Below are 22,786 nucleotides of genomic sequence, written 5' to 3'. Positions count from 1 at the left end.
CCTCCTCTCAGCCGTTCCCGTCGGCCGTACCCGTCAGCCGCTCCCGCCGGAGTGCTTGCCCTTCCTGCCGCGCTTCCCGTTGCCGGATTCGCCTTCGGAAACCGATGCGGCGTACGGGTCGGGGGCCGCGCCCTTGGGCGCCTCACGTTCCAGCTCCCGCCTCACCTCGGCCAGCCCGCGCCGGGTCTCGTCACTGACCTGCGGGTACTGGGGATCGATCTCGATCAGTGTGTGCGCCACCACCGCGGCCGCGCAGACACGCGCGAACCACTTGCGATCGGCAGGTACGACGTACCAGGGCGCCCATTCCGTGCTGGTGGCGGACAGCATCTGCGAGAAGGCGCGCTGGTAGTCGTCCCACCGGGCCCGCTCCCGCACGTCGGCGGGCGAGAACTTCCAGTTGCGCTCGGGAACGTCGATGCGCTTGAGGAAGCGGATCCGCTGCTCCTCCTTCGACATGTTCAGGAACAGCTTCACGATCTTGAACCCGTTGTCGGTCAGATGGCGCTCCCAGTCGTTGATCTCCCGGTACCGCCGGTCCCACACGTCCGGGCCGCGCACCGAGTCCGGCAGCCGCTGCCGGTCGAGGTTCTCCGGGTGCACCCGTACGACCAGGACCTCCTCGTAGTGGGACCGGTTGAAGATGCCGATCTCGCCGCGCCCCGGCAGCCGGCAGGTGTAGCGCCACAGATAGTTGTGATCGAGCTCCTCGGCCGAGGGCACCTTGAAGCTGGACACCCGCACCCCCTGCGGATTGACGCCGCTCATCACATGGCGGATCGTCCCGTCCTTGCCGCCTGCGTCCAGCGCCTGCAGGCACACCAGCACTCCATAGGTGTCCTGGGCCGCCAGCCGCCGCTGGTAGTCGGCGAGCAGCTCGACGCCGACGCGGAGCAGCTCGACGCCCTCCTTCTTCTTCCGGATGCCCGCCTTGTAGCCGGGGTCGAAGTCGTCCGCCAGCTGCACCTTCCTGCCGGGCTCGACCCGCAGAGGCCTGATGAACTCCGCTATGCGTTCGGCCCTGTCGTCGGCCATCGTCCGCCCGCCTTCCGCCCTGGCCCGACCTGCCGGCCCGGCGCCGCGCCGGGTCGCCTTCCCGACAGGATCGAACCGATCGGTGGGTACGGCCTCACCCTCCGCGGGTGGTTGCTCCGAGGAACAGCCGGCGAGCGGGGCACTACTGGCCGTCCGCCGGCTGCAGGTCCTGCTCGGTCCAGATCGTCTTGCCGGTGGGGGTGTAGCGCGTGCCCCAGTGGTGGGTCATCTGGGCGATGATGAACAGGCCCCGGCCGCCCTCGTCGTCGGTCTCCGCGTGCTTCAGATTGGGCGTCGTGTGGCCGGTGTCGGAGACCTCGCAGATCAGGCTCCGGTCGCGGATCAGGCGTACCTGGATCGGGCCGCCGCCCGCGTAGCGGATGGCGTTGGTGACCAGTTCACTGACGATCAGCTCGGTGGTGAACGCCAGGTCGTCCAGCCCCCAGTCGCCGAGCTGCTTCGCGACGGCGGAACGGATGGTGGCCACCGCCGCCGGGTCCGAGACCAGTGCCCACTGGGCGAACTGGTTTTGGTCGAGCATGCGGGTGCGGACCGTGAGCACGGTCGCGTCGACGTCCACCGCGCCGGGCAGCAGGGTGTCCACCACCAGGTCGCACAGCCCTTGCAGGGACCCGCAGTCGCCGGCGAGCACCCGGGACAGCTGCGCCAGGCCGGCCGCACGGTCGTCGGCCGCCTGGAGGAGGCCACCCGTGAAAAGGGTGACGACACTGCCCGGCGGGAACTCCAGTTCCGTGCTCTGGTAGGGCGGGCCGCCCACTCCCAGCGGCGGCCCGGACGGCAGCTCCGGACGCTCGACGACACCCGGGTGGGGTACGACGACCGCGAGCACCGAGTCCCCGGCCCGCGCCAGCCGGCACTTGCCCGAAGCGGGGTCGTACACCGCGTACAGGCAGGCCACGCCCCGGATCGTGGTGTCCCGCGGCCTCAGGTGGCCGGGACCGTGTCCGGTCCTGCGCTCACGCGCGGTCTGCTCGGCGAGGTCGCCCAGGCGGGACAGCAGTTCGTCCGGGCTCAGGTCCAGGCGGGCCAGGACGCGTACCCCCGTGCGCAGCTGCCCCATGGTCGCCGCGGCGCGCAGGCCGTGACCCAGCACGTCCCCGACGACCAGGCCGACCCGGCAGCCCGACAGCGGGATGACGTCGTACCAGTCGCCGCCCACCCCGGACCCGCTGTCGGCGGGCTGGTAGCGGGCCGCCGAGTCCACGGCGGTGTGCGCCGGCAGATGGCGCGGGAGCAGGTTCCGCTGGAGTTTCAGGGCCACCGTGTGGCCACGGGTGACCAACGGCATCAGCAGGAAACCGATCAGAAGGGCACCCAGGCCCAGGACCGTGACCCCGCCGGTCGGTCCGATCAGCGGCAGATCGACGCTGGTCGTGCCGTACCGCGGGTCGGCGTAGACGCCGAAGGCGGCGTACAGGAACAGCAGCAGCATGATCAGCCCGCCGAGCGCCGGGAACACGCCCTTGAAGATCATGTCCCGGACACTGCGGGTGAGGATCTTGCGGTAGTACCAGAGGCAGGCGAAGCCGGTCAGTCCGTACTGGAACGCGATCGCGAGACCGACCGAGTCGATCGAGTCGGCCACGACGTTCTGACTGAACGACGTCAGCAGGATCAGCAGGGCGATCGAGACCGCTCCCATGCCGATGGTCCCCCAGGTCGGGGTGAGAAACCTGCGGTGGATGCGGGCGAACCGGGCGGGGACGGCCTTGTGGACCGCCATGGAGAAGACGGTCCTGGCCAGGGGCAGGATGGTGGTCTGGGCGGAGGCCAGCGCCGAGGTCAGCACCATCAGGATCAGCAGTCGCGACAGGATGATCCCCGTTTCGTGGCTCCCGAAGACGGCATCGCCCAGTCCGGAGAACACGTCGGCCGAGTCGTTCGGGTTGCCCAGCCCGATGCCGGTGGTGCCGACTCCCGCGAACGCCTGCGACGACGTGGACACCAGGCCGTAGATGCCCAGGAGCAGCACGGTGGACAGGACCGCGGCGCGCCCGGGGACGTGTGCGCTGTCGACGGTCTCCTCGTTGACCGAGAAGGCGGTGTCCCAGCCCCAGTAGATGAAGACGCCGGCGAGGACGCCCGAGGTCAGGGCCTGTGTCGAGGACACCTCGAAGGGGTTGAACCAGGAGGCGGAGACATGGATCGCCGTCGCGGGAGGATCGGTGTAGACCCTGACCAGCGCGGCGACGGCGAACAGGATCAGCATCAGCACTTCCAGGCACAGCAGCCAGCGCTGGACGGCCGCCGAGACCTCGATGCCGACGTAGCAGATCGCGGTCAGCAGGACGATCCAGACGATGCCGGCCACCGTGGTCCACAGCCGGCTCTCCCCCAGTGAGTCCAGGCCCAGCAGCCGGAAGCCGTAGACAGCGGCGACCTCGGCCAGGTTCACCATGACGACGATGTTGGCGACGATGAGGCCCCAGCCGCCCATCCAGCCGGTGCGCGGTCCGAACGCGCGGGTGGCCCAGGTGAAAGTGGTCCCGCAGTCGGCGTTGCTCGCGTTGAGCTCCCGGAAGGCGTACGCGACCAGCAGCATCGGGATGAAGGCCAGCATGGTGACGACCGGGGCCTGCAGTCCCACCCCGGCCACGATGATGCCCAGCGTGGCGGCGATGCTGTACGCCGGGCCGGCGGAAGCCAGGCCCATGGCCACCGAGGAGAACATGCCGAGGGCGTTGCTCCTGAGCCCTTTGCGGCCGACACCCGTCGCGGGCGCAGGGCGGCCGACGGACTCGATGCCGCCAAAGTGCCTCACACTTGATTCCAACGCCGGGCCACTGCCCTCCGCAACAGCGCGGGGCGTCGCCGCCGGGTCCGCTCCGCACCTGAGCCTCGTGTGCGGCTCAGGTGCGGAGCGATTCCTCCATGCGGCCGAGGAGGAGCGCCAGCAGCCGGCGTTCGTCGTCGGACATCGGGGCCAGGAGGTGCTGCTCCTCCTCGGCACAGCGGTCGACGACCTGGTCGAGGAGCTGCCGGCCCGCTGCGGTGAGCCGCCTGCTACGGGGCCGGTCAGGCGGCCGTGGGGAGTGCGGCCGGGGCGAGTTGTGCGGTGCGGTGCAGGCCCCTGCGGTCGTAGAGACGGGTCAGTCCCAGTCCGAGGAGCAGCGAGAGCGCGAGTCCCACGCCGGTCATGGTCCAGGCTCGGGCGAGTCCCGCGTCGAGCCGGGCGCCGAAGTAGAGGATCGACCGGACCCCGTCGAGGACCTGGCGGAACGGCTCGAACTCGGCGAGGAAGCGGTAGAAGGACGGCAGCGCCTGCAGCGGGATGGTGGCACCCGCCGACGGGATGGCGAGGCCGATCAGCACGAGCATCGAGACGAGCGGGCCGGGGGTGCCGAGGACCGCCAGCAGGGCGAGTGCCGTGCAGCCCATCGCCATCGTCGCGCCGGCCCCGAAGATCCAGAGCAGCACCAGGTGCGAGGCGTCGATGCCGATGATCCCGACCGCAGCGGCCATGGCCAGCGCCGAGGTGACCAGGGAGACCCCGGCCATCAGCGCACAGCCGACGAGGAAGTGCCGGGTCCGGCTCAGGTGCCGGACGGGCTCGGCGGTGCGGAAGGGGCCGAGGTCCTTGGCCGCGTAGCCGAGGGCGGTGTCGACCTGCATGTGGATGACGTTGGCGCCGAGCATGCCGCCGAGCACCAGCACCAGGGTGTAGAAGAACGCGGTCAGGCCGTATCCGCTGTGGCTGCCCAGGTGATGGCCCTGCGCCACGACGACCTCGACCGGGTCCGCGAGCAGCAGCCGCTCGGGGGCGCTCGGTGCGGCGACGTGCTTCCCGGCCGCATGGGCTCGGGCGGCCTGCTGGGCCAGCTGCTGCCCCAGCTTCTTTCCCAGGGTGACCGAGGCGTTGTGTGCGGCCGCGCGGTCGACCTGTTCGGCCATGTTCGAGCCGAAGCTGCCGGCCGCGGGGTTGGTGAGGATCTCCAGCGTCGGCCGGGACGGGGAGGTGTCGCCCTTGGCCGCGAGTCCCAGCACGGAGGCGGAGAAGTCCTCCGGGACGACCAGCGCCCCGAACGCCTTGTTCTCGCCCATGAGCCGCTTCGCCTCGGCACGGTCCGCCCGCTTCCAGGTGACCTTGCCCCTGAGCTGCGGGGCGGCGGCGACCTGCTCGGTGATCTGCGCGCCGAGGTTCAGCTGCCTGCCTCCGTGCACGGCCCCTCGGTCGGCGTTGACGACGGCGATCGGCAGGTCGTGCATCGCCCCGGCGGGGTTGCTGTTCGCGCCGAGGTAGAGCAGCGAGAGCAGGAAGGACAGCAGGCCGATCACCACTGTGGAGGCGACCCACAGGCGGCGCCCTCTCAGCAGGTGCCGTGCGCTGGTGCGGGCGTGGGCGGGTGAACTGGCCATGCGCTTCTCCTCTGTGCGCGCGGCGCTCGCGTCTCGGGTGCGCGGTGCTCGCGCCACCTGTGTGCGCGGTGCTCACGTCGGCCGCCGGGACGGGCGACGCACTGGAAACCTGTACTTTCCAAGACTGGAAAGTAGCACTTTCCAAGATGGGGGTCCAGCCGCCGGCACCTGGGACACTGGGCACCAGCCGAAAGTCGAGGGAGCGCATGAAGATCTCGGAGCTGAGCCGCCGATCCGGCACTCCGGTGGGGAGAATCAAGTACTACCTGCGCGAGGGCCTGCTGCCGCCCGGCCGCTCGACGGGCGCCACGATCGCCGAGTACGGCGAGGAGCACGTCCAGCGACTGCGGCTGATCCGGGCACTGACCGCCCGCGGGGGCCTGTCCATCGCGGCCGCCCGGGACGTACTGGCGGCGGTCGACCACCCGGAGGAGTCCCGTCCCACCCTCGGCGTCCTGCACCACGCGCTGCCGATCCCGGCGGAGCCCGGCTACGCGGAGGTCGGCTCGGAGCAACTCCAGCAGGTGGAGCAGCTGCTCGACGCCTTGGAGTGGGACATCTCGGACGACTCGCCCCACCCGCACGCGCTGGCGGCGGGCCTCCAGGAACTCAGCCGCCTCGGCGTCCCCTTCGACAACGACGACCTGCTCCCCTACGCGAGGCTCGCCGCCTCCGTCGCCCGCCTCGACCTCGAACAGCTCGACGGCATCGAAGCACCGGAACAGCTGGCCGAACGAGCGGCCATCGTGATCCTGCTCCTCGAACCGGTCCTGGCGCTGCTGCGCCGACTCGCCCAGGAGGGCGAACTGCGCCACCAGCGCACACAGGCGCACCCGGCCTGACCCGCCGACCGCAGGCCGGCGTCGCGAAGCGAAGCTCACGTCTTGCTCAGAAGACCGGCGGAAGACGCCGGTCCGCCCTTCGCCGCTGACATGATCAGCCGCGAGCGACCGGTCGATCCCGGCGTGTCACCACCCCGGACCGAGGGAGAAATGTCATGCCCACGCCCAGGAGGCGTTTGCGGACCCTCGCAGGACTGAGCATCGCGTGTGCCGCGCTGCTCGCTCCGCTCACCGGCTGCACCTCGGACCACCCCGAGGCCAAGAAGCCCGCGCGGCCCGCGCGTTCGTCCGATCCGGGTTCGGCGTCGACGACGGCGACGACGACGGCGACGGCGACTCCGGGCAGCAGCGCACAGCCCTCGGCCCCACAGCCCCCGGAGCTGGACGCCGACGAGACGCTGGCCGGCCGCCAGAAGGCGACCACCGGGAACGCGAGTATCGCCTTCGCCAAGGGCAGGAAGGGGGACGCGCTGATCGTCGCCGTCCGCTGCCAAGGCGCGGGCAGGATCAAGGTCGCAGTGCGGCCCGTGCACGCCTCCTTCCGGCTGGAGTGCCTCGCCGGCAAGGCCAGCACCACCTACAACCAGCTGGACCTCGGCGGAGCGGCCCACAGCGGTGTCGCCTCCGTGGAGGCCCCCTCCTCCGTGCGCTGGTCGATGACCATCGGCCGCGGCGCACCCGTACAGGAGGAGATCCCCACCGTGACGACCGAGTCCCGCTGAGCGCCGCCCGCGCAGCAGTCGTGGCCGTCGCCGTTCAGTCCAGGAAGTAGGACCAGAACGGGATCGTGGCGTACTGATGGCCTTCGGGCGTGGGCACGGGCCGGCCGAACTCGTGATGGAAGTAGTCGACCAGATCGGTGCCGTAGCAAATGATGTCGGTCTGGTGCATCGACAGCACCGGCGCGCCCGTGCGCTCCGGATCTGCCGGCAGATAGCGGTGCGAGTGGACCGGCACCATCACCGGGACCTCGGCCAGGTATGTGCGGGCCACCTCCAGGGCGTCCTGCGGGTCCGCCGGCCTCGTACTCCACTCCGGATGCCAGAAACCCTTGTGCTCCACGTCGAACAGCACTCCGTCCACCGGCCGGGCGAGCCGTTCCGCCAGGTCCTCCGGGTCGCCGTTGCGCCAGTCGGGCCAGTTGCGGCCCCCGGTCGGCAGTCCCGCACCCAGGAGGGTCCGGTGCTCCGGAACGAAACGGAATCCCCAGCGCTCCTCGACGCGATCGAGTTCCCGCTCACTCATGCCCGGCTCGAGCTCGACTCGGGCAGGGAGCATGGCGAGCAGGGCCTGGGCGCCTTCCGAGGTGAGCGGGTTCTCGGGACTGATCCCGGCCGACGGACCGCCCGCGGCCCCCCAGTACCTACACCTGGACATTCGAGTTGCGGCGCAACGACAGGAAGGCACTCGAGCCCTGCTTCTTCTTCGGCGACCCGGACTCGCGCAGCACGTACATCCTGCAGAGAGACGAGTAGCCGGGACGGCAGCCCACCCGGAGGCGGTGCCGGCTCGTCAGGAGACCAGAACGTCGATGCCGTCCCCCAGCAGCTTCAGCCCGAACACGAAGAACAGCACCGCCATGATGGCCATGTTGTGCCGCGCCGCCCATTCCTTCCAGTTGCCCAGGGTGTTCTTCGCCCGCTCCCCCATGACCAGAAAGACCCCGAGCGGGACCAGCATCCCGGCGGAAGCGATGACGACGAAGATCGCCAGCGTGGCGATCTGCTCACCGACCGGCAGCCCCGACGAGCTGATGGACGCTGCCGCGGCAATGGTCAGCGGGGCGTTCTTCAGGTTCCCGGCCGACAGCAGCAGGGCGAGAAGGAAGATCTTCACCGCTGTGAAGCTGTCGATGGCCGCCATCCACTTCGGCAACTGCGCCTGCGTGACATCGGCAGGGCGATGACGCCACAGCCTCAGCCCGAAGAGAGCCAGTGCCACGCCCAGAACGAGCTTGAGAACCCCTACCCAGTCGGCCGGATGCCCGTGGGTGTCGGCCTTCTCCTGGCCGCCGACGGCCAGCACCACCGCACCCAGGGCCGACAGACCCACCACCCAGCCGGTGACGAACACCAGTCCGTTCAGACGGCCCCGAGGCGTGGCCAGCACGATGATGAGAGCGACGATCGGAAGAGGGCTGACCGCGACACCGGCCGCAAGGCCGAGCACATCACCCAACGCCTTGCCCATGCGTGCCTCCGGCGCATCGAGGAACTGCTCTGATCGCAGCTACAGAATCGACGACGGCGCACGGCCTTCGCCGCATGGCCACGTGGCGTGCGAGTGAATGACGGTGGCGCCTCCGCTCCGGGCAGCCTCGGGACAGGCTCCAGACAGGCAGGGCAGCCCTTTCCCGGGTGCAGGTGATGTGCGCCAGGGATACGCTTTTGACTGCAAGGTCACGCCATTTGGGTGATTTTGCGGCCCCCGGTCGCCTTACTTGCGACGATCCGACGATCAGTTCCTTCTGCGGTGGCCCGGCGAGCGTGGCCCGCCCCTTCGCACTTCGCAAGGGTGGGCGACGGCCGAATCCCTTCTCGCGATGCCTGTCCCGCGCCGTGTGCGCCGCAGTGGCGCAGGCTTCCGGGTCCGCAGCCTGCAGTCCCTGTGGAGGTCGGGATGAGAATTGTCGTGGACCTTTCCCGATGCGAGGGGTATGCGCAGTGCGCGTTCCTCGCTCCGGACGCGTTCCGGATGCACGGCGAGGAAGCACTGATGTACGACCCGAGCCCGGACGACGCCCGGCGCGAGCAGGTGCTGCGGGCCGCGGCCGCCTGCCCGGTCCAGGCGATTCTGGTCGACCAGCTGGAGGGACGGGACGTACCGGCGGAGGCGTCGAAGTCATGACCAGCGCCGACAACCTGCGAGAGTTCAAGCGCGACGGCCGCATCGTGATCGTCGGGGCCTCACTGGCCGGACTGCGGGCCGCCGAGGCGCTGCGGGACGAGGGTTTCACCGGCTCGCTCACCATGATCGGTGACGAGCTGGGCGAGCCCTACGACCGGCCTCCCCTGTCCAAGCAGGTCCTGACCGGGTGGGTGCCGGCCGATGCCACCACGCTGCCGCGACGCCGTGACATCAACGCGGAGTGGCTGCTGGGCGTGCCCGCCAGCGGGCTGGACCTCGCGGCCAACCAGGTGCGTCTCGCCGACGGACGCGAGATTCCCTTCGACCGGGTGCTGATCTCCACCGGAGTACGCGCCCGGCCCTGGTTCGTCGAGAGCGAGGCGGCCCTGGACGGGGTCTTCGTCGTACGCACGCGCGAGCACGCCGAAGGCCTGCAGCGGGCCCTCGCCGCCGGGCCCTCCCGGGTCCTGGTCATCGGTGCGGGATTCACCGGCTCCGAGATCGCCTCCATCTGCCGGGAGCGGGACATCCCCGTGACCGTCGCCGAACTCGCACCGGCCCCGCTGGTCGGGGCGCTGGGTGCCATGATCGGTGAGGTCGCCTCGGACATGCAGCGCGCTCACGGCGTCGACCTGCGCTGCGGCGTCAAGGTCACCCGGCTGGAGGGCGACGCGCAGGGACACTTCCGCCGCGCCCACTTCGACGACGGCAGCACGATCGACGCCGACGTGGCGGTGGTGGCACTCGGGGGCATCCGCAACACCGACTGGCTGCGGGACTCCGGACTCGCGGCGGGCGTGTGGGGCATCGCCTGCGACACGGGCTGCCGCGCCCTCGACATCAACGGCCTGATCACCGACGACGTCTTCGTCGCCGGAGACGTGGCACGCTGCCCGAACCCGATCTACGAGTACCGGCTCATCTCGCTGGAGCACTGGGCCAACGCCGTGGAGCAGGCCGAGGTCGCCGCCCACAACATGGTCAGCGGCCAGGCGGACCGCTGGCCCCACCTGACCATCCCGCTGTTCTGGTCGATCCAGTTCGGCGTCAACATCAAGTCCGTCGGCGTACCGACCTTCGCCGACGAGGTCGTCGTCACGCAGGGGTCGGTGTCCGACCGCCGCTTCGTCGCCGCCTACGGCTACCGGGGCCGGGTCACCGCCGCGGTGAGCTTCAACAACGCGAAGTGGCTGGACCACTACCGGCAGCTGATCGAGTCGGCCGCGCCCTTCCCGCCGCCCTGCCCCACGCCCGACCAGCCCGTCGACAACAAACCGGTGCCTGTCGACTTCCCCGGCCCCGAGCTGATCGCCCGGGGAGCCACTGTGGTCGTCACCGGCAATGACCCGGGTGAGCGGCGCGTCACGTCCATGCAGCAGCACCACCGGTAAGGGGGAAGGCAAGATGACCACGACCGAGAAGCCCGCCACGCTGCTCCGGATCCTCGACTACTCGTCCCGCGCCGACCCGTACCCGCTGTACGCCGAGCTGCGCGAGACGCCGGTGGCCCTGCAGGAGGACGGCAGCTACGTCATCAGTACCTATCGCGAGCTCGCGGACATCCTGCACAACCCGCACCTGAGCTCCGACGTCCGCAATCTGTCGCATCCGATGGAGGCGTTCGAGAGGCCCGGCGCGCCGGCGTTCATCAACCTCGACCCTCCCGAGCACGACCGCCTGCGGCGTATGGCGATGCGTCACTTCGGTCCCCCGCACACCCCGGGGCTGGTGGCCGGTATGGATCCCGACCTGACCGCCATCGTCGGCGGTCTGATCGACGCCTTCGCGGGCAAGGAGCAGATCGACATCGTCGACGACTTCGCCTACCCGTTCCCCGTCACCGTGATCTGCCACCTGCTCGGTGTGCCGCGCGAGGACGAGCCCAGGTTCCACCTGTGGGTGAACGACATCATCGAGTCGATCGACTACAACCCCAAGACCGACCCGAAGGAGAAGCTGGAGAACGGCCGGCGGGCCGGCGCGGCCCTGCGCGAGTACCTCGGCGGGCTGGTGGAGCAACGCCACGGCCGGCCGACCGACGACCTCCTGTCCCGGCTGGCCAACGACGACGGGCCGGACGGGCGCATGACCGACGACGAGATCGTCGCCACCGCCAACCTGCTGCTGATCGCCGGCCACGAGACCACCGTCAACCTCATCACCAACGGCATGCTGACACTGCTGCGCCACCCACAGGTGCTGCAACGACTACGCGACGAACCCGGCCTCATCGTGCCGCTGGTCGAGGAACTGCTGCGCTACGAACCGCCCGTGCACATCGTTCCCTGGCGGGCGGCCTACAGCGACATCACGGTCGCCGACACCGTCATCCCCAAGGGCTCGCGGATCATCCTCATGCTGGCCTCGGGCAGCCGCGATCCGAACCGCTTCCACGATCCCGACCGCTTCGACCCCGATCGCCGGGACAACCAGCACCTCGGCTTCGGCAGCGGCATCCACCTGTGCTTCGGCGGCCCGCTGGCCCGACGGGAAACCCAGATCGCGCTGACCGAACTGGTACGCCGCCTCGACCGGCCCAGACTGCTCGCAGACCCGCCGCCGTACCGGCGCAGCCCGGTTCTTCGCGGTCCGATCCATCTGCCGGTCGAGCAGAGCGTGGGGTGACTCGACAGCCTCCCGTTGGAGAGCCAAGCGCACCTGACGTGCTCGGTGAGGTGCTCGCAGACCTGGTGACGCGGTCGCACCAGGCGACGCCGCTGGAGGTGGCCGGGCTCGTGGATGCCGCGGCCGAAGCCCTGGGCATGGACGCGGCGCTCCTGTTTCTGGCCGACGTCCAGCAAAGGCTGCTGGTGCCGCTGCCCCCCAGTCCCGGTATGTCGGGCGGCGGGGCGGCGGAGCCGATCCCGATCGAGGGCACCGTGGCCGGATGGGCGTACAGAACGGAATCGGTGCAGCTGTCACGGCACGGTGCGCTGACCCTCTGGCTGCCGCTGATCGACGGCGTGGAGCGGATCGGCGTGCTTCGGGTGACCGCGGACCGGTTGACCGCCCGGCTGCTCGACCATGCGGAGATCCTGGCCTCGGTCGCCGCGGTCATCGTGGTCGGCAAGAGCGGGTTCAGTGACCTGTACGCCCTGACCACACGGCGGCGGCCGATGACGATCGCCGCCGAGATGGTCTGGGCGTTCCTGCCCCCGCGCACTCTGGGCACCCACCAGGTCACCTCCACCGCGGTCCTGGAGCCCGCGTACGAGATCGGCGGCGACGCGTTCGACCACAGCCTGCACGACTCCCGGCTGCACCTGGCCGTCGTCGACGCCATGGGACACGACCTCGCCTCAGGGCTGTGTTCCGCGGTCGCGCTGGCCACCTGCCGCGCCGCCCGCCTGGCCGACGGCACACTCACCGGCATCGCCGAGCGGGTCGACGCCGAACTCGAACACTGGCTGCCCGACCGCATACTCACCGGAGTCTTCGCCGACCTGGACCTCGACAGCGGGAGCCTGAGCTGGGTCAACTGCGGCCACCCGCCGCCGCTGCTCATACGCGGCCGCCACATCGTCCCCCACGCCCTGGAGGCTCCCAGCCAGCTGCCGCTGGGCCTCGGTCCCGGCAACCGCGACACGCTCACCGCTCACCAGGCCCAGCTGGAACCCGGTGACCGCGTCCTGATCCACACCGACGGCGTCACCGAGGCCCGGTCCCAGACCGGGGAACTGTTCGGTGAGCAACGCCTGGCCGACTTCGTCGCCCGCTCACTGTCGTCCGGGGAGCCCGCCCCCGAGGCGCTGAGGCGCCTGATCCACACCATCCTCGACCACCACCGGGGCCGGCTCCGCGACGACGCCACCATCGTCCTGGTCGAATGGCACCCCACCCCCGACGGCCGGACGTAGCCGCCCTCCATGCATCACCTCGGGCCATCGGGTGTCACGGTCCCGAGCCGGTGCCGTCCCGTGCCGGTCGGACCGGGGCGGAAGGCAGGGGCTGTTCGGTCCAGATGGCCTTGCCGGTGCGGGTGTGGCGGGTGCCCCAGCGCTGGCAGAGCGCGGAGATGAGCTGCAGGCCGCGGCCGCCCTCGTCGGTGGCGGAGGTGTGGCGGATGTGCGGCGTGGTCAGGCTGGCGTCGGAGACCTCGCAGATCAGTGCGCGACTGCGGAGCATGCGCAGCCGGATGGGGCCGCAGGCGTGCCGGACGACGTTCCCGACCAGCTCGCTGACCACGAGTTCGGTGGTCATGAGCAGGTCCTCGTCGGCCAGGTCCCAGTCGGTGAGCTGAGCCCGGACCAGCTCACGTGCCCGGCCCGCCGCCACCGGGTCCTCCGGCAACGGCCACTCGGCGACGTTCTCGGCGTCCAGCGGGTGCGTGCGGGCCAGCAGCAGGGCGGCGTCGTCCGTCAGCGCGCCGTGGGCGGGGAGCAGAGCGGAGGTGAGGGTGGCGCAGAGGGCGTCCAGGTCGGATGCGTCCGAGGGTGCGTCCGGCATGGCGTTCACGGACTCGAAGAGGAGCTCGGCCAGGTGGTTCATGCCGGTGGTGACGTCCCTGTCCTTGCTCTCGACCAGGCCGTCGCTGTAGAGGGCGAGCAGGCTGCCGGCGGGCAGTGGGGTCTCGAGTGCCTCGAAGGGCGGAGCGGCCACCCCGAGCGGCGGGTCCGGGGTCATGGGCAGGAAGGTGACCGTGCCGTCGGGGTGGGCCACCGCCGGGGGCGGCTGACCGGCGCTGGCGTACGACAGACACCGGCTCACCGGGTCGTAGATGCCGTAGAGGCAGGTCGCGAAGGCGTCGTTGCCCAGTTCGCCGACGATGTCGTTGAGGTGGCCGAGGATCTCGTCGGGCGGCAGCTCCAGCTCCGAGAGGGTGCGGACGGCTGTCCGGAGCCTGCCCATGGTGGCGGCCTCGGCCATGCCGTGGCCCATGACGTCGCCGATCACGAGCGCCACCCGGGCCGCGGAGAGGGGGATCACGTCGTACCAGTCGCCGCCGACGTCGGATCCCTGCTTGGCCGGCTGGTAGCGCGCCGCCGTCGTCACCTCGGGCAGCTCGGGCAGTGCCTGTGGCAGCAGGCTGCGCTGGAGGGTGCGGGCCCGGGTCGTCGCCTCGTCGTAGAGCCCGGCTCGCTCCAGGGCCTGCGCGATCAGTCCGCTGAGCGCGGTCAGCAGTGTTCGTTCGTCGTCGTCCAGTACCCGCGGCCGGCCGAAGGAGATCACCGCCGCGCCGATCTCGCGCCCCGACACCGCCAGCGGGAGAAAGGCCCAGGCCTGCTTGCCGCTCTCCTGGATCAGGGACTCGGTCCCCGGATAACGCGTCAGGAACTCCTCCGGGGAGGAGATGCAGAGCGGGGTGCGGGTGTGCAGGGCGTCTCCCACCGGGTTCATGGTGTCCCGCACGGTCCAGCGCCCGTCCAGCAGCCGGGTGAAGCGCTCCGCGTATCCGCGGGAGCCGACCACGTTCAGCCGGTCGCCGACCACGCCGAGCATGACGAGTCCCGTGGCCCCGAGGGCTGTCATCACGCCGTCGGCCGTCGCCGCCATCACGTCCTGGGCCGTGACGGCCTCGGCCAGCTCCCGCGTGACCCGCTGCACCAGGGCCGCCCGCTCGGCCGACGCCCGCTCCGCCGCGGCCCGCTCGGCCTCGCGCAGATGGCGCTCGGTGGTGTCGGTGATGTAGAGCGTGAGGCCTTCCGGCACCGGCACCAGCCGCAGGTGGTACCAGGACATCCCGTCCGGCCCCGGTATGTCGAATCCGGCCGGCCGGCCCTCGGCCGCCGTCGCCCGGCAGCGCTGCTCCAGCCCCGGCACCGCACCCACCGCGGGGATGTTCCAGAGCAGGTCTCCGGCCACGTCCCCGGCGGCGCCGAGGAACCGCTCGGCGGCCTGATTGAGAAAGCCGATGCGCCAGTCCGCGTCCAGGGAGACGAAGCCGTCGCTCATGTGCTGCAGCGCCCGCCCGACCGACTCGGCGGCGGCATGCGTCTCGCTGCTGTCCCGGAGGGTGCCGATCACCTTCACCGGCGTCCCGTCCAGGTCCGTGATCGTCCGGGCACCGGCCTCGATCCAGAGGTACGTGCCGTCCTCGCGCCGGACCCGGTACTCGTTCTGGAAGCCGCCGCGCAGCTGGATGCCCGTGTCGAAGCCGGCCACCGCCCCGGGCAGGTCGTCCGGGTGGATCAGCGCCGCCCACGCCTCGATGCCACCGCTCATCACCTTCGGATCGATCCCGGCCAGCACCTCCTCGACCGGCCGGTCGGAGGTCAGCTCGCCGGTGCGCAGGTCCCAGGTGTACGTGACGCAGGGCGCCCCTTCCACGTCCCACGCGGGGGTGGCCTCCCGCGGTCCCGGCTCGTTCTCCAGGGCGCGCAGCAGGGTGGGCGACGCACTGAGGATCCCGGACGACGCGAGCCTCCCGGACATCCAGCCCGCCACCTCGTCCAGAAACGCGCATTCCGCCGCACCGGGCTCGTCGCCGGGGGCGAAGAGGACGGAGAGCGCGCCGCGCCGACGGCCACCGCCCGGAATCGGGACGGCCAGGTGACCGATGCCGGCGGGGAGCCGGGAGGGCCAGAGGGCGGAGGGGTCCCGGCCGGGCACCGGGTCGGGCGGGGCCAGGTCGGAACGCCAGGTGACGGTGTCGTTGCGGGCGGCCCTGCTGGGCGGGGCCGCGCCTCGTACCGGGATGATCAGCCAGGGCCGGGTCATCGACTCCGGCAGGCCGCTGTCGGCGACCAGGTAGAGGATGCCGCTCATGCCGCCGCCCGGTAGATGCACCATGCCGCCCAGGCCGTGCACCTCGGCCACCGCCTGCTGGAGCGCGGTCAGCAGGACCTCGACATCGCGCCGGTCCTCGTCCACGGCGTCGAGCAGCCGCATCCGTATGCGGTGTGTGTCCGAGGGCCATGCGGTCGCTATGGTCCGCAGGCCCTGCGGCTGGTGCAGCGAACGGGGGACGTGGGGCATGGACGGGTCGGTGCTGTGCGCTTCGCCACCGCTGGTGTTCACCACTGTCGACTGTCGCCTCCGCTCACCCGCTGGGCTGCAAGAGATCGGATGTGGACCTGTCGCGATCTACACCCGTCGAATCCATCCTAATCGGAACAACTTAGACACCTTCATCCGCTCTGGGAACCCCCCTCATTAGCCCACCTGGCCGGGTGCAACTGTGCCGATCAGCAATCAACGCGGTTTCCCGTGCTTGCATCCTGCGTGGAGGCCGATGACATGACTGACGAGAGACAGCAAGACACCCGCTCCCGACTCTCCGCGTCCCGGCGTCGTCTGCTGGCGGCGGCCGCCCTGGCGCCCATAGGTGCCGGCGTGCCGGCCCGGGCCGACGCCCTGTCCGCCGGACCGGCGGGCCGCACCCCGGTCCAACCGGTGATGACCAAGCTGACGGACTGGGCGGACGTGGGCAAGTCTCTCGGCCGGCCCGGTGACATGCGGCGATTCATGTACCACACGCCGTTGCCGCGCAAGGACCTCAAGGTCTACTCGCGCGGCATTCGGATCGACCCCGCGCTCGCCCTCGGTACGCACGTCTCCTTCGTCCGGTACGCCGACCGGAGCACGCTCCTGATGGGTGACGCCGTGGTCACCGAGCGCGAGCTGCAGCACTTCTGCGACGTCCTGCAGGACCACGGAATCATGCAGACCGCCATCCACAAGCACCTGCTCGCCCACGAGCCGGACGTCTGGTGGGTCCATCTGCACGCCCACGGCCACGACCCCGTCGCCGTCGCTCGTGGTCTGCGCGCCGCGTTCGACTGCACCGGCACCCCGCCCGCCACGCCCGCCACCTCCTCGCCGCGCATCGACCTGGACACCGCCGCCATCGACGCCGCGATGGGCGTCAGGGGCTCCGCCGACGGCGTGATCTGGAAGTCCACCTATGTCCGCCGCGAGACCGTCACCGACGGCCATGTGGCCCTGCCGCCGGGACTGGGCTCCACCACCTCCGTCAACTTCCAGCCGCTCGGCGGCGGAAGAGCCGCCCTCAGCGGCGACCTGGTCATGATCGCCGCCGAGGTCCAGCCCGCCCTCACGGCCCTGCGACGCGGCGGGATCGAACTCGTCGAGGTGCACCACCACAACCTCACCGACGAACCACGCCTGTTCTTCGTCCACTACTGGGCTGTCGGCGATGCCGTCGGACTCGCCCGGGCCGTTCGCCGGGCCGTGGACGTCACCAACGTCGTACCCATGCCAGGAGGAGCCGGCTGATGGCCGCGGACCACGAGACAATCACCTGCCCGTTCGACTTCAGCGAAGCACTCGACTTCGACCCCGCGCTCGCGGACCTGATGCAGCGCCGCTCCCCCGCGCGCATCCGGCTTCCCTACGGCGATGCGGACGCCTGGCTGATCACCGGCTTCGACTCCGTCAAGCAGGTGACCACCGACCCACGGTTCAGCCGGGCGGGCATCATCGGTCACGACTACCCGCGGATGACGCCGGAGCCCATCGTCTCGCCGGAATCGATCAACGTGATGGACCCGCCGCTGAGCAGCCGCGTCCGCCACCTGGCCTCGCAGGCCTTCACCCAGCAGCAGGTCGACCGCATGCGGCGGCGGATCATCCGGCTCACGGACCGCCTGCTGGACGACATGGAGAAGCAGGGACCACCGGCGGACCTGGTCCAGCACCTCTCCAACCCGCTCCCCCAGCACGCCATCCTGGACCTCCTCGGTATCGAACGGGAGGAATGGCCCCGGATCGAGGAGTCCGTGCACCAACTGCTCGTCGTCGGCGCGGGCACCAAGGAGGCCGCCGCGACGGCCAAGGCCGATCTGACGGCCTACTTCGCCAAGCTCGTCGAACAGCGCCGGAACTCGCCCGGCCCCGACCTCATCAGCGCGATGGCCGCGGCGCGGGAGGGCGAGGAGCAGCTCGACGACAGGGAACTGGCGGTCATGGCACTGACGCTGGCGCTCAGCGGCCAGGACACGGCGACCTGCCAGATCAGCGACATCACCTACCTGTTCCTGACACGTCCCGAGCTGATGGAGCACCTCAGGCGCCGGCCCGAGACCGTGACCGACGTCGTGCACGAGATGCTCCGCTGCATCCCCTTCCGCAAGGGGGTCGGAATCCCACGCGTGGCCCTGGAGGACGTGGAGCTGGACGGCGTGCGGATCAAGGCGGGCGACTTCGTGCACGTGTCGTACCTGACGGCCAACCGTGACCCGGAGCGCTACGCGGCCCCCCACGTCATCGACCTCGACCGCCCCACCGCTCCGCACATGACCTTCGGCTGGGGCGGACACCGGTGCATCGCGATGCCGTTGGCCATGGCCGAACTCGAAGTGGCCATCGGCCGCCTGGTGGAGAGGTTCCCCGGTCTGCGGCTCGCAGTGCCACCGGAGGAGGTGCGCTGGGACACGGAAACGATCAGGCGGTTTCCGCTGGAGCTGCCGGTGGCCTGGTAGGAGGGCCCGCACGGCGTCGGGCTCACGGGCTCACACACGCCACCGGACACCAGGGAGCCCCCCTTCCCGCTCAGGAAGGGGGGCTCCCTCGGCCGTGCAGTCGCGCACAGTTCCGGCCTCGGCACGGACGAGCCCGACCGTCATGGCCGGGATCCGTCGAACGCGGCGACGAGCTGGTCCGTGGTGACGATGGCCTGGGCGAAGGTGGGGCCGTTGAGTTCGTGGGCGGCGTGCATCATCTCGGGAGCGAGGGCCGCGGTGGCGTCGCGGACCAGTGTGACGTGGTAGCCCAGCTCCATGGCGAAACGAGCGGTGGCCTCGACGCAGGTGTTGGCCAGGACGCCGACGAGAACCACGTGGGTGATGCCGTGCTGCTTGAGCTGCATGTCCAGGTCCGTGTTGGCGAACCCGCTCGACCCCCAGTGCTCCTGGGCGACGAACTCGCCCTGCTGCGGCTGGAAGTCGGGGTGGAACTCCCCGCCCCAGGAACCCCTCGCGAAGTGGTGGAACTGCTGGATCTTCCGCTGCGAGGGGGTCGGATGGTCCCACGTGTCGTAGTCACCCGGCTCCCAGCGGCGGTGCGGCACGAACACCACGCGCACACCGGTCGCACGGGCCGAGGCGATCACAGAGCGCAGATGGTCCAGCAGACCGACCTCGCCGGCCACGGGCTCCAGCCGCGGCCAGACCTTGCCGCCCTCCGAGAGGAAGTCGTTGTAGGGGTCGATCAGCAGAACGGCCGTGCGGCGGGGATCGTAGGTCTCGGCCATGCTTCCTCCCTGCACCTGCCCTACCGGGGCGGTTCGGCGCCGGTCTGCTCGTCGGCCATGTACCGGGCGTACCAGTCGGGCCGGTCCGGGTCCTCCCGGCACGCGGCCGCCCGCCGATCAAGCCACACCGGCCCGGTGTGGCGCCGGAGACACACCGCCGCATCGCGCCGCGATCCACCGGGCAGCGGCAGCCCGTCTCCGACCCCGCCCGTGCCGCGGACGACGTTCGCCCCGACCAGCGGGAAGTTGCTTCACATACCGGCCATACCACCGCCGGTGAGCCCCGGAGCCAGCGCCGGGACCCAGAAGACGGCGACGGCCAGAGCTATCGAGGCGACGCCCACGGCACGGGCCACCAGACGGCCGGCCGGAGCGAGCTTCTCGGCGGCGATCACGGCGGCCAGTGCCACCATGGCCCACAGGTTCATCAGTCCGAACGCGGCCAGCAGCAGCATGAGCGACCAGCAGCAGCCCAGGCAGAAGGCACCGTGGTGGGCTCCGGCACGCAGATCGCGAGAGGGCCCCGGGTACGAGGCGTAGCGAAGCATGTGTCCGATCGGCGAGCGGCACTTGGCAAGGCAGCGGTCCTTGAGGGGCGTGAGCTGGTAGACGCCACCGACCGCGAACACGGCCGCGGCCACCGCGGTCCCGGCCTCCGCGGGGAGGGTCGCCGCCCGGCCCAGGCCCACGGCCAGCGCGTACGCCGGCAGCCCGGCCGCGGCCCAGACGAGCAGGTAGGCGACGGTGAAAGCGGCCATGCGTCTCGACCGGTGCACGGTGATGGTGCGTGCGTACAGCCCGGCGACGGGCGCCGTGGAGGGCAGCATCATCGCGGCCATCATCAGCGTCCACACGACCAGGAAAGCGGGCAGTCCCAGGCCCATGGTGCCGGCCGTCACCTGCATGCCTCCCCAGCGCGTCACCATCCAGATCCAGGCGGCGGCCGCGGCGACCAGCAGCAGCCCGGCAGGGCGCGCCGCGCGGCGGCCGGCGACCGGCCCAGCGGTCATGCGGACCACGTGAAGGGCGCCGAGTGCCCGTTGCCGCCGGTGAAGTCCCAGGACCGGCCGTACACGCCGACGCCCGTCGCCCGGGTGGACCGGGCGATCGTCAGCGTGCTGTTCGCAGGGTGGAACATGCCGGTCAGGCCCATCACCGGACCGTCCTCGCCGAACTGCGGGGCGACCTGGTCCTCGATCTCGATGTCGATGACGTCGCCCACGCGCGCGGCGTGACGGCGGCCGTCGTCGTGGTAGTCGATGGGGACGCGCTCCACGCCCAGGACCTCACCGATGAGCGGAGTCAGCGCCGCCATCGGCCCACCGGCCTGGCCGGAGAAGACCTTGCCCAGCGCCTCCGCCTGACTCTCGTCGGCCGAACCGTCGACGTAGAGCGCGACCTGCCAGCCGCCTTCGGCCATCACCTGCGGTGCGTCGATGAAGACGGCGACGCTGCGGTCGGAGACGTCCACGCCTTCCACGTTCCCGCTGTCCACGTGGAACGCGAAGGTCACCTGGCAGCGGTCTTGGTCGGCCGGCGCAGTGAGGCCCGAGGTGGTGCAGGGACACACCGCGTCGCAGTTGCAGCTCTCCAGGTAGGTGCCGCTCAGATTCCAGGGCATGCTTCCTCCCTGTTCGCGTCCCCCCTCGACGGTCTGGATACCTCAGGATTCTGAATACCTCAGGAGGGTCCGCCCCACCCCGAAGCAGCTGCTTCCAGGCTATTCCCGACCGCCCACGTCACGCAGATCCACAGCCGGGGCGGGGCGGGCGCGCCGGCGCTGACGGACGACCTGCGCTCCAGGAAGCCACGCCCGGCGCCCGTCGGGCCCCCGGACCCTGACGCGCCGATCACGGCGACGGACCGCACCGTCATCGCAGACGTGCTCGCCGCCTCGGGCGGCCGGGCCCCCGACCCGCTGCTGTACTACGCCAGGCTGGGCCGAGATCCACCGATGAGTTCCGCCGGCCGGGCCGGTCTGACGGGACGTACGCCATCGAGCCACCGACTGGAGACCCACCATGACCGATCCCGTACACCCCGGCCGCATGCTGTTCGTGAACATCCCCGTAGCGGACCTCGAGAAGAGCAAGGCCTTCTTCGCCAAGCTCGGGTTCAGCTTCAACCCGAAGTTCACCGACGAGACCGCCGCCTGCATGCTGGTCGGCGAGCACGCCTTCGTCATGCTGCTCAGCCGCGAGAAGTTCGCGGAGTTCGCGAAGCTGCCGATGGCCGATCCGGCCACGCACACGCTGGCGCTGTACTGCTTCAGCGTGTCGTCCCGCGACGAGGTCGATGCGGTCAGCGCCGCCGCGCTCGCGGCGGGCGGCTCCAAGGCGGACGACGCCGAGGACTACGGCTTCATGTACTCACGCAGCTTCTTCGACCTCGACGGCCACGGCTGGCAGGTCATGTGGATGGACCCGGCGGCGGTGGAGCAGGGCCCCGAGGCGTTCGCGGCCTCCACGCAGGACACCGACACCCCGGCCTGACCCACCGCGTTCCGCACGTGCAGGGCAGCCTGGCGGCGTGTCAGGCAGCACACCGGACATCGACGAGCCCCGTCCCGGTCGGGGACGGGGCTCCGAGAGGAGGGCAGGGCGCCCCGGCCCTCCTCTCGACCGGGGATCCGCCGAGGGCGCGGAAGAAGCTGTGGGTCAGTTCCAGACCGTGCCGTAGAAGTAGCCGCCCGTGCCGCGCTCGTAGTAGTGCTGGCCGTAGAGACCGCCCACGCAGTTGCTCTTGTTCTCGTAGGCGTTGGTGGGGAAGGAGCCGACCATCACGCCGGTGTCGGCGTCCCACAGCTCGGCTCGCCCCCAGTAGGCGAGGGCCTTGCGCTTGCCGGAGAAACAGACCGTGTGGTCGGAGTTCGCCGGTACGGAGCCGCTGGTGCACACGCCGCCCCAGCTCTCGCAGGTCGCCGAGGCCGCGCTCGCCGGAGCGGCGTTGAACAGACCGAACGTGAGCACCGCGGCTGCCGCCGTGGCCACCTGCGCGACTCTCTTCTTCATGACTCTTCCTCCCGTTTTCTGGCGATGTCGATCAGGCCGATCGAACGACGCCAAGACTAGGAAGCGGGTGATCACCGGAGTGTGCGGTGAGCGCGGGTTTCCTTGACGCTCAGCGCGCGGAACTCGGTCGGGCTCACCCCGTACGCCTCCCGGAAGGAACGGCTGAACACCGCCGGGCCGCTGAACCCCCATCGGGCGGCGATCACCGCGACCGGATGGACGAGAAGGCCGGTCTTGCCGAGCTCGGCCCGGCACCGCTCCAGACGGCGCCGCCGGATACGGGCCTGGACGGTCTCCCCCGTTCCCCGGAAGAACTGGTGGAGTGTCCGTACCGAGATGTGGTGCACGGCCGCGATCGTGGCGGGAGTCAGGTCCGGATCGCCGAGGTGGTCCTCGATGAAGGCGTGGATCCGCCGCACCACCGCCTGCGTGCGGACCTCGGCGTTCCTCGACGTCCAGCCCTTGAGCCAGGCTGGCGGCGAGCAGGTCGACGGCGACCGAGCCGAGACGCTCCAGCTCCGGCC

Annotated in this window: 20 protein-coding genes; 9 read left to right on the top strand and 11 right to left on the bottom strand. The window is 70.7% G+C overall.

Annotation, left to right across the window (positions count from 1 at the left end; genetic code table 11):
• Window positions 1-33: 33 nt before the first annotated feature.
• From FB157_RS11225 to FB157_RS11215, 3 genes are all read right to left on the bottom strand, one after another.
• Complete coding sequence (locus tag FB157_RS11225; protein ID WP_145878474.1) at window positions 34-1,035, bottom strand: polyphosphate kinase 2 family protein; 1,002 nt, start codon at window positions 1,033-1,035, stop codon at window positions 34-36.
• A 142-nt stretch (window positions 1,036-1,177) separates the two neighbouring features.
• Window positions 1,178-3,817, bottom strand: a complete 2,640-nt coding sequence (locus FB157_RS48325; RefSeq protein ID WP_145878472.1) for an amino acid permease — start codon at window positions 3,815-3,817, stop codon at window positions 1,178-1,180.
• A 254-nt stretch (window positions 3,818-4,071) separates the two neighbouring features.
• Entirely contained in the window at window positions 4,072-5,412 is a 1,341-nt protein-coding gene (locus FB157_RS11215; RefSeq protein WP_145878470.1) for a DUF3533 domain-containing protein, read from the bottom strand.
• Window positions 5,413-5,618: 206 nt separating this feature from the next.
• Between FB157_RS11215 and FB157_RS11210 the strand changes: the two genes are divergently transcribed.
• Complete coding sequence (locus FB157_RS11210; protein WP_145878468.1) at window positions 5,619-6,254, top strand: MerR family transcriptional regulator; 636 nt, start codon at window positions 5,619-5,621, stop codon at window positions 6,252-6,254.
• Between the two features lie 176 nt (window positions 6,255-6,430).
• Window positions 6,431-6,976, top strand: a complete 546-nt coding sequence (locus FB157_RS48320) for a hypothetical protein (protein WP_261386259.1) — start codon at window positions 6,431-6,433, stop codon at window positions 6,974-6,976.
• A gap of 34 nt (window positions 6,977-7,010) precedes the next feature.
• On the opposite strand, the gene FB157_RS11200 is transcribed toward FB157_RS48320, so the two are convergent.
• Window positions 7,011-7,499 carry a hypothetical protein gene (locus FB157_RS11200; protein WP_145878466.1) on the bottom strand — a complete coding sequence of 163 codons (489 nt, stop codon included), beginning with the start codon at window positions 7,497-7,499 and terminating at the stop codon, window positions 7,011-7,013.
• Between the two features lie 267 nt (window positions 7,500-7,766).
• Window positions 7,767-8,444, bottom strand: a complete 678-nt coding sequence (locus tag FB157_RS11195) for a GAP family protein (RefSeq protein WP_145878464.1) — start codon at window positions 8,442-8,444, stop codon at window positions 7,767-7,769.
• 429 nt (window positions 8,445-8,873) lie between these two features.
• Between FB157_RS11195 and FB157_RS11190 the strand changes: the two genes are divergently transcribed.
• The 4 genes from FB157_RS11190 (at window position 8,874) to FB157_RS11175 (ending at window position 12,958) form a co-directional block, all read left to right on the top strand.
• Window positions 8,874-9,101 (top strand): ferredoxin, encoded by a 228-nt coding sequence (locus FB157_RS11190; protein WP_145878462.1) that lies wholly within the window; start codon window positions 8,874-8,876, stop codon window positions 9,099-9,101.
• Window positions 9,098-10,492: an NAD(P)/FAD-dependent oxidoreductase gene (locus FB157_RS11185; protein WP_145878460.1), complete on the top strand. Its 1,395-nt coding sequence runs from the start codon at window positions 9,098-9,100 to the stop codon at window positions 10,490-10,492. The genes FB157_RS11190 and FB157_RS11185 overlap by 4 nt, the downstream gene beginning before the upstream one ends.
• Before the next feature lie 13 nt (window positions 10,493-10,505).
• Window positions 10,506-11,726, top strand: coding sequence for a cytochrome P450 (locus tag FB157_RS11180; RefSeq protein WP_145878458.1), 1,221 nt, complete (start codon window positions 10,506-10,508; stop codon window positions 11,724-11,726).
• Between the two features lie 65 nt (window positions 11,727-11,791).
• Window positions 11,792-12,958, top strand: a complete 1,167-nt coding sequence (locus FB157_RS11175; RefSeq protein WP_261386258.1) for a PP2C family protein-serine/threonine phosphatase — start codon at window positions 11,792-11,794, stop codon at window positions 12,956-12,958.
• A gap of 34 nt (window positions 12,959-12,992) precedes the next feature.
• On the opposite strand, the gene FB157_RS11170 is transcribed toward FB157_RS11175, so the two are convergent.
• Window positions 12,993-16,016: a SpoIIE family protein phosphatase gene (locus FB157_RS11170; protein WP_261386257.1), complete on the bottom strand. Its 3,024-nt coding sequence runs from the start codon at window positions 16,014-16,016 to the stop codon at window positions 12,993-12,995.
• A gap of 261 nt (window positions 16,017-16,277) precedes the next feature.
• Between FB157_RS11170 and FB157_RS11165 the strand changes: the two genes are divergently transcribed.
• Both FB157_RS11165 and FB157_RS11160 read left to right on the top strand, forming a co-directional pair.
• A complete protein-coding gene (locus tag FB157_RS11165; protein ID WP_145878456.1) occupies window positions 16,278-17,276 on the top strand; it encodes a DUF1259 domain-containing protein in 999 nt (332 codons plus the stop codon).
• On the top strand, window positions 17,276-18,481 hold the full coding sequence (locus FB157_RS11160) for a cytochrome P450 (protein ID WP_145878455.1): 1,206 nt from the start codon (window positions 17,276-17,278) through the stop codon (window positions 18,479-18,481). The genes FB157_RS11165 and FB157_RS11160 overlap by 1 nt, the downstream gene beginning before the upstream one ends.
• 140 nt (window positions 18,482-18,621) lie before the next feature.
• On the opposite strand, the gene FB157_RS11155 is transcribed toward FB157_RS11160, so the two are convergent.
• The 3 genes from FB157_RS11155 to FB157_RS11145 all read right to left on the bottom strand — a co-directional run bounded on the left by FB157_RS11155 (window position 18,622) and on the right by FB157_RS11145 (window position 20,872).
• Window positions 18,622-19,251: an isochorismatase family cysteine hydrolase gene (locus FB157_RS11155; RefSeq protein WP_145878453.1), complete on the bottom strand. Its 630-nt coding sequence runs from the start codon at window positions 19,249-19,251 to the stop codon at window positions 18,622-18,624.
• A gap of 251 nt (window positions 19,252-19,502) precedes the next feature.
• On the bottom strand, window positions 19,503-20,261 hold the full coding sequence (locus FB157_RS11150) for a DUF2182 domain-containing protein (protein ID WP_145878451.1): 759 nt from the start codon (window positions 20,259-20,261) through the stop codon (window positions 19,503-19,505).
• Window positions 20,258-20,872 (bottom strand): DUF1326 domain-containing protein, encoded by a 615-nt coding sequence (locus tag FB157_RS11145; protein WP_145878449.1) that lies wholly within the window; start codon window positions 20,870-20,872, stop codon window positions 20,258-20,260. The genes FB157_RS11150 and FB157_RS11145 overlap by 4 nt, the downstream gene beginning before the upstream one ends.
• Window positions 20,873-21,272: 400 nt before the next feature.
• Between FB157_RS11145 and FB157_RS11140 the strand changes: the two genes are divergently transcribed.
• On the top strand, window positions 21,273-21,743 hold the full coding sequence (locus FB157_RS11140; RefSeq protein WP_186581449.1) for a VOC family protein: 471 nt from the start codon (window positions 21,273-21,275) through the stop codon (window positions 21,741-21,743).
• 165 nt (window positions 21,744-21,908) lie between these two features.
• On the opposite strand, the gene FB157_RS11135 is transcribed toward FB157_RS11140, so the two are convergent.
• Both FB157_RS11135 and FB157_RS48315 read right to left on the bottom strand, forming a co-directional pair.
• On the bottom strand, window positions 21,909-22,262 hold the full coding sequence (locus FB157_RS11135) for a hypothetical protein (RefSeq protein ID WP_145878447.1): 354 nt from the start codon (window positions 22,260-22,262) through the stop codon (window positions 21,909-21,911).
• A 71-nt stretch (window positions 22,263-22,333) separates the two neighbouring features.
• The gene (locus FB157_RS48315) at window positions 22,334-22,681 is read right to left on the bottom strand and encodes a helix-turn-helix domain-containing protein (protein WP_261386256.1); all 348 of its coding nucleotides are present in this window, start codon (window positions 22,679-22,681) and stop codon (window positions 22,334-22,336) included.
• Window positions 22,682-22,786: the final 105 nt, after the last annotated feature.

It is taken from the genome of Streptomyces sp. BK340 (genome assembly GCF_007827595.1).
Classification (GTDB): Bacteria; Actinomycetota; Actinomycetes; order Streptomycetales; family Streptomycetaceae; genus Streptomyces.
The sequence above is the reverse complement of the archived record's forward strand: the minus strand, read 5'-3'. Positions and strand labels throughout refer to the sequence as shown.